This is a genomic window from Blautia acetigignens, from assembly GCF_025566865.1.
Classification (GTDB): domain Bacteria; phylum Bacillota; class Clostridia; order Lachnospirales; family Lachnospiraceae; genus Blautia_A; species Blautia_A acetigignens.
This window is the reverse complement of the sequence record NZ_JAOQJM010000005.1, coordinates 1-16,109: the sequence shown is the minus strand read 5'-3', so window position 1 is coordinate 16,109 and position 16,109 is coordinate 1. Positions and strand designations below refer to the sequence as shown.

At 42.7% G+C, this 16,109-nt stretch carries 10 protein-coding genes and 2 pseudogenes; all 12 read right to left on the bottom strand.

From position 1 onward, the window contains the following. Nucleotides 1-52: 52 nt before the first annotated feature. The 12 genes and pseudogenes from OCV70_RS07700 to OCV70_RS07645 all read right to left on the bottom strand — a co-directional run bounded on the left by OCV70_RS07700 (nt 53) and on the right by OCV70_RS07645 (nt 15,966). Nucleotides 53-2,125 carry a DNA topoisomerase 3 gene (locus OCV70_RS07700; RefSeq protein ID WP_262579496.1) on the bottom strand — a complete coding sequence of 691 codons (2,073 nt, stop codon included), beginning with the start codon at nt 2,123-2,125 and terminating at the stop codon, nt 53-55. Continuing rightward, on the bottom strand, nt 2,126-3,553 hold the full coding sequence (locus OCV70_RS07695) for a CD1107 family mobile element protein (RefSeq protein WP_028086446.1): 1,428 nt from the start codon (nt 3,551-3,553) through the stop codon (nt 2,126-2,128). After that, nucleotides 3,516-3,869 carry a DUF4315 family protein gene (locus OCV70_RS07690; RefSeq protein ID WP_227163109.1) on the bottom strand — a complete coding sequence of 118 codons (354 nt, stop codon included), beginning with the start codon at nt 3,867-3,869 and terminating at the stop codon, nt 3,516-3,518. The genes OCV70_RS07695 and OCV70_RS07690 overlap by 38 nt, the downstream gene beginning before the upstream one ends. Beyond that, a complete protein-coding gene (locus OCV70_RS07685; RefSeq protein ID WP_118440831.1) occupies nt 3,850-6,651 on the bottom strand; it encodes a CD1108 family mobile element protein in 2,802 nt (933 codons plus the stop codon). Before OCV70_RS07685 ends, OCV70_RS07690 begins: the two co-directional genes overlap by 20 nt. 145 nt (nt 6,652-6,796) lie before the next feature. Continuing rightward, nucleotides 6,797-9,253 carry a VirB4-like conjugal transfer ATPase, CD1110 family gene (locus OCV70_RS07680; RefSeq protein WP_173705535.1) on the bottom strand — a complete coding sequence of 819 codons (2,457 nt, stop codon included), beginning with the start codon at nt 9,251-9,253 and terminating at the stop codon, nt 6,797-6,799. Next, a complete protein-coding gene (locus OCV70_RS07675) occupies nt 9,135-9,599 on the bottom strand; it encodes a PrgI family protein (RefSeq protein ID WP_044956137.1) in 465 nt (154 codons plus the stop codon). The genes OCV70_RS07680 and OCV70_RS07675 overlap by 119 nt, the downstream gene beginning before the upstream one ends. 22 nt (nt 9,600-9,621) lie before the next feature. Then, on the bottom strand, nt 9,622-10,491 hold the full coding sequence (locus tag OCV70_RS07670; protein WP_005344182.1) for a VirB6/TrbL-like conjugal transfer protein, CD1112 family: 870 nt from the start codon (nt 10,489-10,491) through the stop codon (nt 9,622-9,624). A 12-nt stretch (nt 10,492-10,503) separates the two neighbouring features. Further along, nucleotides 10,504-10,719 (bottom strand): Maff2 family mobile element protein, encoded by a 216-nt coding sequence (locus OCV70_RS07665; RefSeq protein ID WP_017144663.1) that lies wholly within the window; start codon nt 10,717-10,719, stop codon nt 10,504-10,506. 121 nt (nt 10,720-10,840) lie between these two features. Further along, a pseudogene (locus tag OCV70_RS07660) lies at nt 10,841-11,872 on the bottom strand (VirD4-like conjugal transfer protein, CD1115 family); the annotation flags it as partial. A gap of 134 nt (nt 11,873-12,006) precedes the next feature. Continuing rightward, a complete protein-coding gene (ltrA, locus tag OCV70_RS07655) occupies nt 12,007-13,914 on the bottom strand; it encodes a group II intron reverse transcriptase/maturase (RefSeq protein WP_154781075.1) in 1,908 nt (635 codons plus the stop codon). 700 nt (nt 13,915-14,614) lie between these two features. After that, nucleotides 14,615-15,478: pseudogene (locus tag OCV70_RS07650) on the bottom strand (type IV secretory system conjugative DNA transfer family protein); the annotation flags it as partial. Next, a complete protein-coding gene (locus tag OCV70_RS07645) occupies nt 15,475-15,966 on the bottom strand; it encodes a PcfB family protein (protein WP_026650181.1) in 492 nt (163 codons plus the stop codon). The gene OCV70_RS07645 and the pseudogene OCV70_RS07650, both read right to left, overlap by 4 nt. Nucleotides 15,967-16,109: the final 143 nt, after the last annotated feature.

Here is a 16,109-nt window from a genome sequence, read left to right as displayed (position 1 = left end):
TCATATATTTGTATTAAAACAGACAGTCCTTAGACTGCCTGCAATACACTGCTTATCGTTGCGGGAAACTCAGATTGAACTGCACATTTCCCTCGCCGGGATCAACCATCTCCACTGTTGCTTCATACTGTCTCCCTGTTTTTCTGGATACCAGATCCTTATAATGGATTTTTCCTTTAGACAGGAACTTCTTTGCTGCCGCCTTATCCATCTTTTTCCCCTGGCTTGCAAGGAATTTATCATTCTTCCATAAGGCAAAAGCACAGTTCCGGTCAGAACAGTAAAAGTTTACTTTTCCTTCCCTGACATCAGCTCCACAGCGGGGACATTTGCCAATGACTTCTCCTTTTGCTTTTCCCTGAAACTGCTCTTTCTTTTCTTCTGAAATCCCCTGATATCTGGCAACCAGTTCCTGCATCAGCTCTGTAATCCCATTTAGGAATTCATCTGCTGTCCCTGTATTCTGGGCAATGTGATTCAATGCCATTTCCCACTCTGCTGTCATCTTCGGAGATTTAATCTCATCCGGCAGAACCGTAATCAGTACATTGCCATCATCTGTTGGCACCAGATTTTTCTTTTCCCTTTTCACAAAGCCAGACTGAATCAGTTTTTCAATGATTGCTGCCCTTGTTGCCGGTGTGCCAAGTCCTTTCTTTTCTGTATTTTCGGTCAGTTCTTCATTCCCTGCACGTTCCATCGCAGAAAGCAGGGTATCTTCTGTGTACTGTTTCGGTGGCTGTGTAAAATGCTCCGATACAAAAGAATCACAAGGACCGTAATGCTTGCCATCCCAGATATCCAGCTCCGGCTCTTCTTTTTCACTCTTTACGCCAAAGAACTGTTTCAATTTATTTTCGATCGACTTGAATCCTTCCTGCTTTGTTTTCTTTGCTGAGAGATAAAACGTATGATAATTACAGGTAATCTGGCATTTATGGCTTTCATAAATATAAGGATCTGCGGTTGCTGTCAGTACCCTGGCACTGATCAGATACAAAATCTTGCAGTTTCGTTCTTTCAGTTTACCTATATCTGCCTTTGCTACTTCCACGGTCGGGATAATCGCATGGTGATCGGATACTTTCTTTGAATTTAATACCTTACTCACGTCCGGTTGATATTCCAGACCTTCAGCATAAGGCATTTTCCCAAATAACATCTGAATCAGAGTTTCTGTACTTTCTCCCATCTCATCTGTCAGATACTGGCTGTCTGTTCTCGGATAAGTGACAAGCTTCTGCTCATACATCTCCTGCACAGCATCCAATGTCTGCTGTGCGGTATAGCCAAACATTCTGTTAGCTTCCCTCTGCAGGGTGGTCAGATCATAAAGCTTCGGAGGGCGGACCGTTTTCTCTTTCACATCATCCTTCTCCACTTCGCACATGCGCTCCTGACACTCTGCAGCCACTTTATCTGCATCTTCTTTTTTCTGAAAATTCTCTGTGACCGCATCCATATCGTCAAATTTGATATGAGCCATATAATATTTCTCTTTGGTAAATTCCTTGATCTTCTGATTTCGATCCACGATCATGGCAAGTGTTGGTGTCTGTACTCTTCCAACTTTCAGATTCTGGTTATACAGAACAGAAAAAAGACGGCTCGCATTGATTCCCACCAGCCAGTCAGCCTTTGCCCTGCAAAGAGCTGACTGATAGAGACTGTCATAACACGAACCGTCTTTTAATGACGCAAATCCATCTTTAATTGCCTGTTCTTCCATGGAAGAGATCCAGAGTCGCTTCATCGGCTTTTTACATCCTGCCTGCTCATACACCAGACGGAAGATCAGCTCACCTTCACGTCCTGCATCAGTGGCACAGATCACTTCATCTACTTTGGAATCTCTCATAAGTTTCTTTAAGATTCCAAACTGCTTTTTCGTACCTTCCAATACCTTATGTTTCCAACATTCTGGCACAATCGGCAGATCATCATATCTCCATTTTTTATATTTTTCATCGTATTCCGATGCATCACATAATCCAACCAGATGTCCTACGCACCAGGAAACGATATAACCGTTTCCCTCCACGTAGCCATCTTTTCTTGTTCTGGCTCCAAGCACGGAAGCCAGTGCCATCGCAACCGATGGCTTTTCTGCAATCACTAATTTCATTTACTCCTGCTCCTCTTCTTCATCTTCTAGTACCTCATCATTGAAATCTTCATCTTTCAAAACTTCTGTCCCTGCATTTTCCTGTTCTTCCTGCTCATCTGCATCGTCTACCTCCCGTTTTTCTGACTCTGAATCTTCGGATTCATTTTCATCCTCTTCCATCTCATCTTCATCATCATATTCATGTTTCGGTTTGTAGACTTTCAAGTAATAACCACCTGCCGCAGCTCCAACAGCAACCAATCCGATCAGTAGATAAGTCCCTGCCAAACTTTTGTCTTCTGGCATCTGAATTTCATCCTCTACCTTATCTTTCTCATCTGTCTCTGTCGTTTCCGGCTTTTCTTCTTCAGCCTGTTTCTCTGGTTCTGCATAAACAATATCTACTTCCGGAAGTGTCACAGAATCAGAAAGTGTGAAGTTCATCAGGTCTTTCTCACTGACTTCGGTAAGGAAATACACATTATCCTGAGATTTTGAATTGTCGATGATCAGATAAAAAATCTTACCACTCTTAGTTGAAATGGTATAAAACTCTTTTGTGCCTTCCGTAGCTGTTTTGGTAACAGAATCTGCTGTCTCGCCTTCTTTATTAAGCTGTTCCTCAATACCTGTCACTGTCCGATCATCCACAGTTCCTTTTGCATCTGTTGGCTCAGAAGCCTGTGCATCCTGCGGAAGTGGTGAAGTCGTTGTTTTCTCAGTCCCAGTTGCATCTGCACTGGTCGTGGTTGCCATCGCACCATTGCTGTCACCTGAAGTTTTCTGTTTCTCTGCCTGCTTCTTTGCCCATTCATAATAAGGATTCTGCAACACATACTTTTCAGAAGTATTTCCGGCACCATCCGTTACCGTGATTTCAATCTGTTTTGTTGTAAAATCTTTCTGTGTCAGTTGCACTCTCAGCATTCCATCCTTCAGATCTGTATAAGTGGTGCCATTAACTGTCACAGAAGTAATGCCGGAAACGGTATCATTTCCCTGAATCGTCAGTACACCATCTGTCAGAGATGCAGAAAGCGTAGGCTTTTCTGTGTCATAACACTTAATAGAGCGATTCTGCTCATAGACCTTCCCCTCACCATCTGTCACACGCACATAGACCGTCTGATTACCAGTAATGGAAATACTTCCATTCCCTGTCACATCCTGCCAGCTTCCGTCTTTCCCAGCTTTCGCTTCAATTTTTGTGATAGAAAATCCTTCTGGCATATGACTGGCATCCACAGTAATTGCGACTGCCGTTTCCCCCTGTCTCCAGCCATCTGGCTTTTCAATCGTAATTGCGGGTGCTGTATTCTCTGCCGCTAACACACTCTGTGTCTGCAACATAGGCGATGTCAAGCAAAGAATCGTTGTTGCCGCAAGCAATCCTTTTTTCACGCTATTTTTAGATTTCTTCTGTTTCATCTTCTCTAAATTCATCATCAGACCTTGTTTCCTCCTTCTGTATTTCTACCCTGCCGGGCAGTTCATTTTTCATTCTCTTTTTGAAAGCTTCCAGCTCTGGAATGCTCATATCCATTGCACGGATAATTTTTACAATTTCCAGATTTTCCGCTTCTGTTTTTGCTATCTCCGCAGCCTTGAAACGCTTTAAATCTGCTTCATATCTGGCTTTGGATGCTTCCATTTTTTCCTTGGCTTTCTCATAATCTGCCGTTGCTTTTTCAAGACTTTTCATCGCTTCTCCTTTCCGGACGGCTGTTACACCGCCCTTTTCCTTACCATCGTCCGAATCCATAGAAATGACTCTGCCAGTATGGAGAGTTGATGGACGTATACTGCACCGGATGCCCACAATGGATCATCTGACCATTGCCCACATAGATTCCGATATGCGTTACCGGAACTCCTGCATCGTAAGTACCTGTAAAGAAGATCAGATCTCCTGGCTGTGCTTCTGACTGAGATACCGGCGTACAAATGTCATACAATCCCTGTGCCGTTAATCTTCCTGTATTCCTTACACCTGAATGTGTCAGGCAGTAACTTACGAATCCAGAACAGTCAAATCCACTTGGCGAATATCCACCCCACACATACGGTGTCCCAAGATATCTCGCTGCTTCATTTAACAAACGCTGTGCTGCTTCACTGGTATATTCATTGCCGCCAAATCCTGCCCCTTCTCCTGTTTCCAGATAAAAGATCGGGTTTAACCGCTCTCCATTTTTCAGAAGTTCAATGTGAAGATGGCTTCCTGTAGAATTTCCAGTATTTCCTACAAGCCCTATCTCATCACCTTTCGTGACGGATGCTCCTGCAGATACACTCCGGCTGCTTAAATGTGCATACCGCAGTTCATAGCCTTTACTGTCCTTGATCACAACATAATTGCCATAGCTGTCGTTATAAGCAGAAGTTGTAACCGTTCCGGTCAGCCCTGCCATTACTTTTGTCCCTTCCGGTGCTCCGATATCCATACCATTATGAAGCTGATTTGCTCCTGATATTGGATGAATCCTGTATCCATAATAGCTGGTCACACTGGAATACCAGTTAAAATCAACCGGTGTTGCAAACATCTGCAAGTTGCCTTTTGTATCGTTGTAGGCACTGAACAGTTCTTTCTGGAAAAATCCCAACCTGTCCTGACAGATTGACATCAGGTTTCCACTATTTAAGGTGACATTCAGCACATCTACATCTCTTGTCCTGGTCACTTCCACTTCATTGCTTCCATTATCATCTGCCAGATAACATTCCCATGTTTGATGTCCATGTGCAGATGCTGCCGCATGACTGTCATAATAGACATCAAACTGTACACCGTATCTTGCGAAAGCTCCGGTATCTTCTACGGTATATTCGACACCATTCATAACTACCTTTGTTCCCATTGGTACAAACGGATTGGAAGCATCTACCGCTAAGGTATGATTGGCAGTTGGATATGCTCCACTGGCAGTCGGTCCTCCGCTCCAAATACCACAACAGATTGGGCAGTTGCAATAGCCACTGGTAACAACCTGTCCCAAAGATTCTCCAACCCTTACTGTCGCAGTCTCTGTCACAGTCTCATTCACTGCTTCAGTAGTCAGATGGTATTGCTCTGCAAACAACGCATCCAGTTCTGGCTTCACCTGCTCAAACGTAAACTCCTCATATTTTGCAGACAGGTAACTGATCAGGATAAACGGATCATGCTCTATCGGACCAATATCATAGCGGTACTCATCATGCCCCGGTTCTTCCGATTCCATGTTGTTGATCCGCTCCTGCAGATTAGCTTCCAGCTGTGTGTAATACAGTTCCGCTTCCCGGATTGCCTGATCCGATGACAGATAACTGGTTCCGGTATAAGTGATCACATTTTGTAAAAACACTGCAGAGCAAGACGTGACATTCGTTATGATCAGAAACATCAATCCGATCAGAACTGCTACACTGATATACACCTTCCGGTTTTCTTTAAAGAAGTTGGTGACTTTGCCGCCAATCTTCTTGATATAATCAATCGTACCTTTTGTAGCTGTTCCTACTGTCTGTTCACTTCTCTTCGCTTTGGCATAATCCCGTTTGATCTGTTGCTTCTGAATCTGTTTTTTCAGTTTCTTCTGCTCCTGACGGGCTGCAGCCTGTGTCTGTTTCTCTGCCTGTCTTTCAAGTCTGCTTCTTTTTCTGGATGCCCTCTGTTTCCTGCGTCTGGCACTTCTCTGTTCCAGCCGGTAAACACCTTCGCCGCTTTCTTCTAACTTATGGGCACCTTCTACCGCCGCATTATCATCTTCATTTTTGCTGATCTCACGGTGCAATGCTGCGGAAGTTGCACTTCCTGCTTTCTTGACAACAGAAGTTTTTTCAGTTTTCACAGATTCCCCTTCTCCAAACTTCAAGCGGGATTTCTTCTTTCCAGGAGCTTCCCCTTCATTTGCCTGATAGACCTGTGCTTTCTTGGAATGCTGCTTTGCTTCCTTTTTCTTTCTTGCTTCTTCATAAGAAAACTTTTTGGCTTTTTCTTTCTGTTTCTGATGGCGGAAATTGACTCCATCCGTATCCATCTGGTTCAATTTCTCCATATCTTTGTCATTTTTCACAGAAGCACCAGTTTCCTCATAAGCAAACTTCAAACGTTGTTTTTGTTTTGGCTTTTTGCTGCCACCTGTCTGATTTCTCCGGCTGTCTCCTCTGTTTTCTGATAGATCAGCACGTTTTTCTTTCAGTCTCCCTGACTGTCCGGCTTCGGATTTTTCTGCAAGTCTGGATTCTTTTCCGACTTCAGCACGGATTCTTTTTCTATTTTGCTGTTTACTACACTGTCCAAAATCCTCACTTTGCTTCTCTGTCCGTATCAGTTCCGGTGCATCTCTGGATTTTTGCACAGAGGGTCGAATATTTTTCCCACTCCGTTCAGACTGGCGGGGAGACTTATCCACAAGGTTTTCTTCTTTTTCCCCCTGTTTTCTTCCCATCTGCACATCACCGACACGGTTACTGACACGAACAGAAGATTTATCTGTCAGGTTTTCTTCCACCAGACCATCCTTGGTCATCTTCTGGACTTTCTTGTCTCTGACTTTCATTCTCTGTTCTGCCACTGATTACTCCTCCTTCTTCGGATACCCTTTCCCTGCCTGTAATAAACAGAGAAAAGCGATGCCAAATACAGCACCGCCACTAAAAGTTAATACATATGAAATTGCTCGTACCATTGCTTTCTCCTTTGATTTAACCTGCTTCAGAAGTCTCCTCTAAGCGGGTTGTCATGATTTTATAGAGGGAATTCTTCGGGAATCTGTCTACAAATGGGATAATGACATTTCCATAGAACAGAAGTCCTTCACCCTCATTGCTGTTGGTTACATAGGACAGCTGAGTTGGTGAGATATTCAGCTGTTTTGCCAGAATCTGCCTGTCTCCGGAAGCCTGGTTCAGCATATAAATAAAATCTGAATTTTCAAATATATTCTCGATTTCCCTGGAAGACAGCAAATCCTTAATATTCTGGGTGATGCCCGTTGGAATACCACCCCATTTACGGAATCGCTTCCAAATCTCCACGCTGTAGGCTGCAGTTTGTTCTTCTTTTAAGAGAAGATGGAACTCGTCCACATAGTATCTGGTGGATTTATGGGCAGAACGGTTCATCGTTACCCTGTTCCAAACCTGATCCTGGATGACGAGCATCCCAATCTTTTTCAACTGCTTACCAAGTTCCTTGATATCAAAGCAGACAATGCGGTTATTGATATCCACGTTTGTCTGATGGTTAAACACATTCAAAGAACCTGTAACATAGATTTCCAACGAAGTGGCCAGTCGCTGTGCTTCTGGCTCTTCCTGTTTTCTCAGAAGGTTATATAAATCCTCTAGGATTGGCATCTTCTCCGGTACGGGATTGGCAAGATATTCCTGATAAACCAACCGCACACAACGGTCAATGATAGTTTTTTCTACCGGCTCCAGTCCATTCTTTCCTCCAACAATCAGCTCACACAACGACAGAATAAAATCTGCTTTCAATGACAGTGGATTATCTTCCTCGGAATAGTTCAGGTTCAGATCCATTGGATTGATATACTGGTCAGATACCGGAGAAACCCGTACCACCTGCCCGTGCAGTGCCTGCACAAGTGCCGAATATTCGGCTTCTGGATCGCAGACGATGATATCATCTTCTGTGATCAGGAAGCAGTTTGTAATTTCTCTCTTTGCTGAGAAGGACTTACCGGAACCTGGTGTACCAAGAATCAGTCCATTCGGGTTCTTCAAACGTTTTCGATCAACCATAATCATGTTGTTGGATAATGCATTCAGTCCATAATAAAGAGCCTCCCCTTCCTGAAACAGTTCCTGTGTCGTAAACGGCACGAAGATCGCTGTTGAAGATGTGGTAAGCCCTCTCTGAATTTCAATCCGATTGACTCCCAGCGGAATACAGGACATGAGTGCTGCTTCCTGCTGATAATCCAGCTGTTTTAAGGAACAGTTATATTTCTGTGCGATTCCCTGCACCTGGAAAATATTGTTATCCAGCTTCTGACGCTTCTTTGCGGTATTCATTACCAGAACCGTCACAAGGAACATTCTCTCATTTCTGGACTGCAGATCTTCCAGCAGGTTTTTCGCCTCTTCTCCATAGGTTATAAGGTCCGATGGAAGCACGTCCATATCATAACCGGAACGTACCGCCCGTTTCTGCTCTTCAATCTTCATCTTATCCAGATCTGAAATCTTACTCTTGATCATCTTGATTGCAGAACTCTGGTCAATGGACTGGATATGAATGTTGACATTGATGCTGTCATCCACATCCAGGAAATCTGCAAGCATCCGGTCTGTAAGCTCCGGTGCAAGAATCTGCAGGTAACTCACACTTCCCAGCGTTCTTCCCATCAAAAATGTCTGATTCTTGGAAAAGTTAAAGGAAGTCGGTGCAATAAAATCTTTGGTCTTTAATCCGGTTTCCGGAAGCATCTTATACTGGAACTTAAATGGTTCAATCCGATCCTGGTTGAACACATGATACATAATCTCCAGCCTTTCCAGACCATTCAGGGAATGTGCCTGTGCTCCCAGGACCTTAAAGTTATTTAAGATATCTGTTTCGACTCTTTCAAGCCTTGGCCTTGCCACCTTCAGGCTTTCTGCTTCGATTCCAAAAGTGATATACTTTGTCTTCACCAGACCATTATTTCCCTTGGAAAGCTGATTCTTCAACATGGTACGGTATTCTTCACGAATGGCATTGAAGTCATCGTTCTGATCCGGAATGTCAATGCTTTTCTCAAATTCTGCCACATCCACCTGCTGATTGATAAAAGACAGCTGCACACTGATGGAAGAATCAAAGTAATTTAAGAAATCACAATAATTCTCAAATATCGTAGTCTTATCCTCATTTAAAGCAAGCTGATAGTTGATGTCATAAAACTGAATCGTCTTGGAGAAAAAGGTCTTTGTCACCTGGCAAATACCATCCTGCAGCATCCGAATATACGGAATACTCTGCTGTGCTGTTGTAGGAATGTTTTTCTGTTTCCTGCGGTCCCGTTCCTGCTTCTTCCTACGCTTTTCCTGTTCTCTTTCTTTTCTGCTTTTTTTGTTTCTTCTTTCCTGACGGTTTCTTTTTTCCGCCAGGGACAGACGCTCCTGCTGAGCCTCCTGCTTTGTCTTTTTTGCCATCCGGCACACCCTCCTTTTTTACAAGGGTGGAAATCTCCTGATAAAAATTTTCTGTCTTATATGGTCTTACTGCCGGACAGATAAACTTCTGTCGAATGATATTTGCCACCACTTTTTCAAAGGGAAGACCGTCTTTTTCATACATTGCCATGAAGAAAAACGGAAGCATGATCGTTACCATCAGGATGGCTGCGATACTGGAACCGATTGGTTTTCTCATGAACAGATAAAACGGAATTCCCGCAACTGCGGCAAGTGAAAAGAAAATCAGCTGCCGCTTTGTCAGATTTAACGCTACTTTTGTTTTGACCTTTGTAAGGTCTTTGGGTACTGGTACATACGCCATGTATGTGCTCCTTTCCTGCCCGTTAGTGGGCATTGAATATTGATTTGCTAAGGCTTCCGGTCTTGAATAATGAAAATGCAAGAATCACGGTATAAGCCGCTACTGAAAACATTGCTGCATGAAGGTCACTGGATATGGTCATTGCATTTACTAAAACTGCATAAATTCCCACACAGACCATCATGAAGAATCCCTGAAATGCCAGTGCGAACAAGCCTTTTAAATAGTTGTTTCCGATATTGCCCCATTCCTTATTGGTCATGGTGGCAAACGGAATTGGTGCTATGGAAGTATAAAGGTAAATCTCTATCATTCTTCCGTATAAAATAACGGTTATAATGATCGACAGAATCCGCATGGTAATACTGATCAGCAGCGTTTCCATGGATAACAAGAACAAATCCCCCAGTTCCATATCTTCCAGTGCATCCACAATCCTTGTGATTGCTTCCGATGCGTCCACTGCTGTGTTTCCGGAAATTACTCCGGCGGCATTGTTGACCACATGCTGGCCAACGTCAAAGACCGCCATCGTGATATTGAACGTATTCGTCACCAGATAAATGGCTACATACGCCTTAAAGATCCAGAGGAAAATGTTGTAAGTCTCAAATTCATGGAAATTGTTTTTCTGCGTTACCATCGTAATCAGTTCATAGCACAGGACAAATGTGATGATCAGTCCCGCAATGGGGACAATCACCGTTTGGGAAATGTTCTGGATCAGATTGAAGATTCCGGCATTCCATCCCTGCGGTGTCTGTCCCACCTGCCCGGCTATGGTTCCCACCTGCTCATTGACAGACGTGAACATGTTATCCAAACAGGACTTGATAAGCCCGATCAGGATATCCTTTATCGCTTCCGTAATTCTCTCAATGATGGTGTTCATCTACCACTCCTCTTAAGAGAACAATGTTGCCAGCTGTGGAATCAGGGTAGTTCCCAGCAGCATGATTCCGGCACCAGCCATCAGCTGTTTGATGCCCTGGCTCTTAGCACCGGGATTGTCGTTTCCATATCCTTCCAGAAGGTTTACGACACCCCACACGCCAAGACCTGCGCCGATTGCGACTACAAGAGTTTTTAAAGTTGTAATTGCACTGCTAAAAAATGCCATATACATTCACCAAAACTGACTTCTTTCAGGTGTTTACGGGAACGAAAATACACCGACTAAAAAGCCGGTGCACCTAATGTCAGTTATTCCTTTCCTCATTATTTTCTGTTCATTCCCAAGGTTACTCCGACAGTTCTACATGAATTACTTCCACCTCTTCTTCAGATTTCGGTGTGTACTGCGGATTTAACTCTTTCTCTACTTTGTACCGGTTCTTCTCGTTTTCATCTGCAAGAAGCCGATAGTTTTTGTGTTTCGTGATATCATATTTGTCCGAGAAAAATGGTCTGGCCCCACGGATCTGCAGGATACATTTTCCACCATCCATGACTGCAATCTCATCTTCTGTCATCAGCTGTTTGCCTGTTTTCTGGTAATTCAATCCAAAGGACTTCTGATTGCTCCTCGTTTCCGAAGTGTTATACAGGTCAATGGTTTCCTTACCCAGAAGCTCGCTCATTTCCTTTAAGGTAGTTTTCTCTTTTCCTCCAAGAAATAGTGTGGTATCACAGTTACCCAGAATAGTATCTGCACTATCCTTATACATTGCCTTTAGCTGACTCTGTGACTGCAAAATAATAGAAGCAGAGATTTCCCTGCTTCGGATGGTTGCAATCAGCTTGTCAAACTGAGGAATTTGTCCAATATTGGCAAACTCATCAGCAATGACACGCACATGAACTGGCAGTCTTCCACCATATTCATCATCTGCTTTGTCACAAAGCAGATTGAAAAGCTGTGACTGTAACATGGCAATCACAAAGTTAAATGTTGTATCTGTATCGGACATAATCAAAAACAAGGCTGTCTTCCTGTCCCCGATCTTATCCAGTTCCATTTCATCATAAGACATGATCTCACGAAGTTCTGCTATATCAAATGGTGCCAGCCTCGCACCACAGGAAATAAGAATACTTTTGGCTGTTTTGCCAGCCGCCATTTTGTATTTTTTATACTGTCTGACCGCAAAGTGCTGCGGATCTCTTTCTTCCAGTTCCTGGAACATCATATCCACTGGATTCTGGTAAGTTTCATCCTCTTCACGGGTTTCGCTTTCATTCAAAAGATCCAGAAGGGTATTCAGATTCTTTTCCTCTTCATCTCCTTCATACCAGATAAAAGCAATCAATGCCGTGTACAACAGCTTCTCTGCTTATAGTGATAGGTAAGGTTTTGATATTATCTCCACCTTTTCCCCCACTTCACACCGGACATGCGACTTTCACCGCATCCGGCGCTCCATCGATTGTCTTCACGAGACATTTAATCAGTCACCAAATTTAAGTTTTATATTATTGCTGACAGGTTCGCCTGCTCTCGCAGACTATTGATTTTCACGAGCATCTTTTTTGTGATATTGAGTGTTTTTATCAGGTCTTTTATTACTGCTTGGGGCAGTTCTTGTAACAGAATCAGATATTTTTTGTGAATCAGAACCATGTTTTTATATCTTTCAAATCCACCAAGTGCTCTTGGTACTTTGAGCCATACAGCTACATGTTCCGCATCTGCGAATTCTTCTCCACTGATTGCACATTTTCCCTTTTGAGCAGAAAATAAAGATATTTTACTGTCATGGTATTCTGTGCTATGACCAACGGATATTTTTTCTCTCAGTCCTTTCAGAACATACTGATTAAGGTTAAGTTCTGTATGAATCGGAGCACGACCTTCTTTTGTATAACTACAAACGATTGATCGCTTCGCCATCGGTATTTTATTTTTGATGAATGCAATCGGATAGATCATCTGGTCAATTCCTGAAACATATCGAATCATTTTTGACTGTCCGAATCTTTCCTTTTCTGCTTGGGTGATAGTTCCACCCTCATGTTTTAGCATACTTCCTGTTTCTGTATTTAACCTGTTCGTCAAAACTGTCATTACTCGCCTATGGAGTTCTCTGCAATCAATACTGATACAGGTGGCAAGCTGATAGTAATTCTGTATGCCTAACACCATAGAGTTATATAGCTGAATTTCTGATAAACAACTTTTTTTCTCTCTGGGTTTTGCGATGTTTTTCGCTTGTTCCACTAGCTTTGCTCTTTCAATTTCAACCTTTTTGTCACAGATTGCCGACTGCACCACATATTTATGATGCTTCAGCCTTACCCTTATTTTGAATCCAAGAAACTCTGACCACCGTTTTCTGGTGTTCACAATCCTTGTTTTCTCAGGGGACACCTCTAATTTCAACCTCTCTTCAATCCACGCCGTAACCGCTTCTTTTGTCCTGACTGCGTCCTCTTTCGTTCTACAGAAAATCCTAAAATCATCCGCATACCGAATGATATGCATTTCTTTCATTTCTGTGTTTTTCATAATCCTATAACCATGGCTTTTATCAAAAACTTTAGTTTTTCCGATTATTCTTTCTCGCCCTCTGCTTATAGCAATCGGATTTTCCTCCCATTGACTAGCTATCCACCAATCCAATTCATTTAGAACGATGTTTGCCAGTAGTGGTGAGATAATTCCTCCCTGTGGTGTACCCTTGTTGGGCAGTACCGTTGTATTATCGGGCATTTTAATTGGAGCTGTTAGTATTCGCTTGATAATAAAAATCAGCGTTTTATCATGGATACCCAGCGACCATATCTGTCTGATTAACTTGCTATGATTTACGTTATCGAAAAATCCTTTAATATCAAACTCAATAACATAATGAAGATTCATCATTTGAAGCATGGTGTAGGTTCTGTTAATGGCATGTTCAACGGATCTATTCGGACGAAATCCATAACTATTATTGCAGAACTTTGCTTCGCAGATTGGTTCCATGATCTGCTTGATACATTGCTGTATCAACCTATCCCATATGCATGGGATTCCCAGCGGACGTGTTTTTCCGTTTGGTTTCGGGATATCTTTCCGTCTTACAGGCTTTGGTCTGTAGCCGTGTTCGCTTCCCGTAACAATAAATCTCACTCTTTTTACCACATCATCAGGAGTTTGACTCCCAATATCTGTGATGTTCTTTTTGTCTGTTCCTGCCGTGTAGCTGCCTTTGTTCGCTTTGATGTTTCGGTACGCAAGTAAAATGTTATCCCTGCTCAGTATCAAATCCATAAGATTCTCAAATACTTCACCGTTCTGACTTTTTTGATATAGTTCATCAAAAGTACCTTGCATTCCGTAGTACTCCGCATGACGCAGGTCATCTACACATAATGTTTTACTTTTCTTTGGCATAAGGCATCACCTCCTCTCGAAAGTGACCCTTTTGGTCTTACTCGTAATCCTTATCATTAGACTGAATAATGCCTGTTTATTTCAACCGACTTGTGACCATTCCTCCGAGTTCCTCTTTTTCGCAGAACTCATCATAAGTTCGATCACGGCTTTTCAGCACCAGTTCACCTGCTTATTTTCTTCGTCAGGCTATCCTCTAATGGAATCTGGTGCCTTTCCACGTTCCGATAATCCTATCTGTACATATATCCTTAGATCTCTGCTATAGTCCTGTCAGCTTGGATGTGCCTGTAACACAACATGGTCGTTCGTAGGGCGAATTTCTACTGAACCACACTGACTGCGCTTTAACGCACCCATACATTTCTATATGGTCTTCTTTTAGAACCGTACATTCGCAGTTTTCGTCAGTTTACTCGCCAAAGTAAACATTCTAATCATAGATATTTTATAGATCCTAGACCTATAGGTAGCGCACCCCACCTCTGGGGCGTTTTCGAGAATCTTTTGGCAGATTCCTACGACTACTCTCGGTCGTTGTCACGGAGCTTCTCACCCCAACCATTACAGCTGACGCAAGTCCGTCAAGGATAGACGTTTCAGGGCGTTACCCCATCATTCCACCTATCGGATTACCAGTTCACAGACTGGTTATGATTTAATAAACCAACACTGTGCGCAGACTTTTTACCGCCTGCGAACGTGTCGCACTCACCCAAAAATCTTCGGAAGCTTTTTCCCCTTCGCCTTTGGTATTAACAATAATTGTTGTAACCAGCTTCAGGATATCTTTTTCAGACCGTATATAAGCAAATGGATTGTAATGAAGCGATTTGGAAAAGTTGATAGTATTCAGAACCTTAATCACATATGGTTCGTGTACCACTTTTCCTGATTTATCTTTCATAATATTTCCATTCTTATCTTTCTTAGGTGGTCCCTTTGCTAACATCTTCCCGCACTCCTCGATCAGAGTGCCTTTCGGATCTGTAATGACCATGGAACAGTTCATCTGCATGACTGACGGCTTAACGAAAAATCGAGTTTTTCCGGAACCACTGCCGCCAATGACCACTATATTTTTATTTCTTGCATACTTTGGCTGTTTAGGTCTACTTTCCATAGTCAATGCTTCTGTTGCTGTTAATGGAATATTCATCCAGGGATCTTCCGACATATAAGGTTTAATATCCTCAGCGTTTCCCCATCTGGCTGAACCATACTCGATTCCTTTCCGGAGTTTCTTTGCATCTGACTGTTTCTGCCATACCAGTAATTTCAGAATGACAGCTGCTACAATTCCTGTCAGCATATCACGCCAGTTAAAACTTGGCTGCAATCCAGTAAGAATCCTGTCTGCATGTTCCATCGCATATAATAGCTTGTTCCCAATATCTTCTCCCAGACTGTTTCTGTAAAGAAATGATGCCCGATTTGTATAAAAAGCAGTTAAGATATATGGGATATTGGTAAGAACCAGTTTCTTTTTATCCAGGGCGGACAGCCTGACCCTGATCTTATTCTTCCATTTTTGCATCAGATTTTTACCGATTTGCTTTTTCATCGGCTCTGCTCCTGATGCCGGTTCTTTACTTTGTCCTTCGATTTCTTTGGCATCATTGCTCTGTAAGTTGCAAGACGCTTGTGAATAGAAGGCTTATTCGCTTTTTGAATCTGTTTCTGGGAAAACTCACGGAAAGCAGCATTGAGGGCATCCTGATCACGTCCTTTAAAAAACACCAGATACATCGGTGGATCTTTACTCTTATCTTTTTTCAAAGCATAATTGATCCCGTATTTTCTGGCATAACGTTCAAAGGACTTGATATTCTTATTTGTGATCTCGATATTGACCATCCCGGCATTTTGTTTTGCCAGCTCTTTTACCGTGACCTTTCCCTGTTTCGGCTGATTCTTCTTCGCTTTCTTCTCTACCGATTTCTGCTTCTGATGACGCAGATAAGCAGCAAGAACCTTTTTCAATAAATCTGCTGTTACTTTGGTAGTCCGAATGCAGAACGTGACCGTTTTCTGAGTTACCTCTTCCTGCATGATTTTCCCTCCTTTCAGCGATTTAACTGCTGTCCAGATCTGTAATCATGGCAACCGTCGAGTAGACTTTGTCTCGACTTTTTCACATCCTTTCATCATATATTGTTTTGCGATGAGAGGTTCAAGTCTCAAAAGCCCCTCAC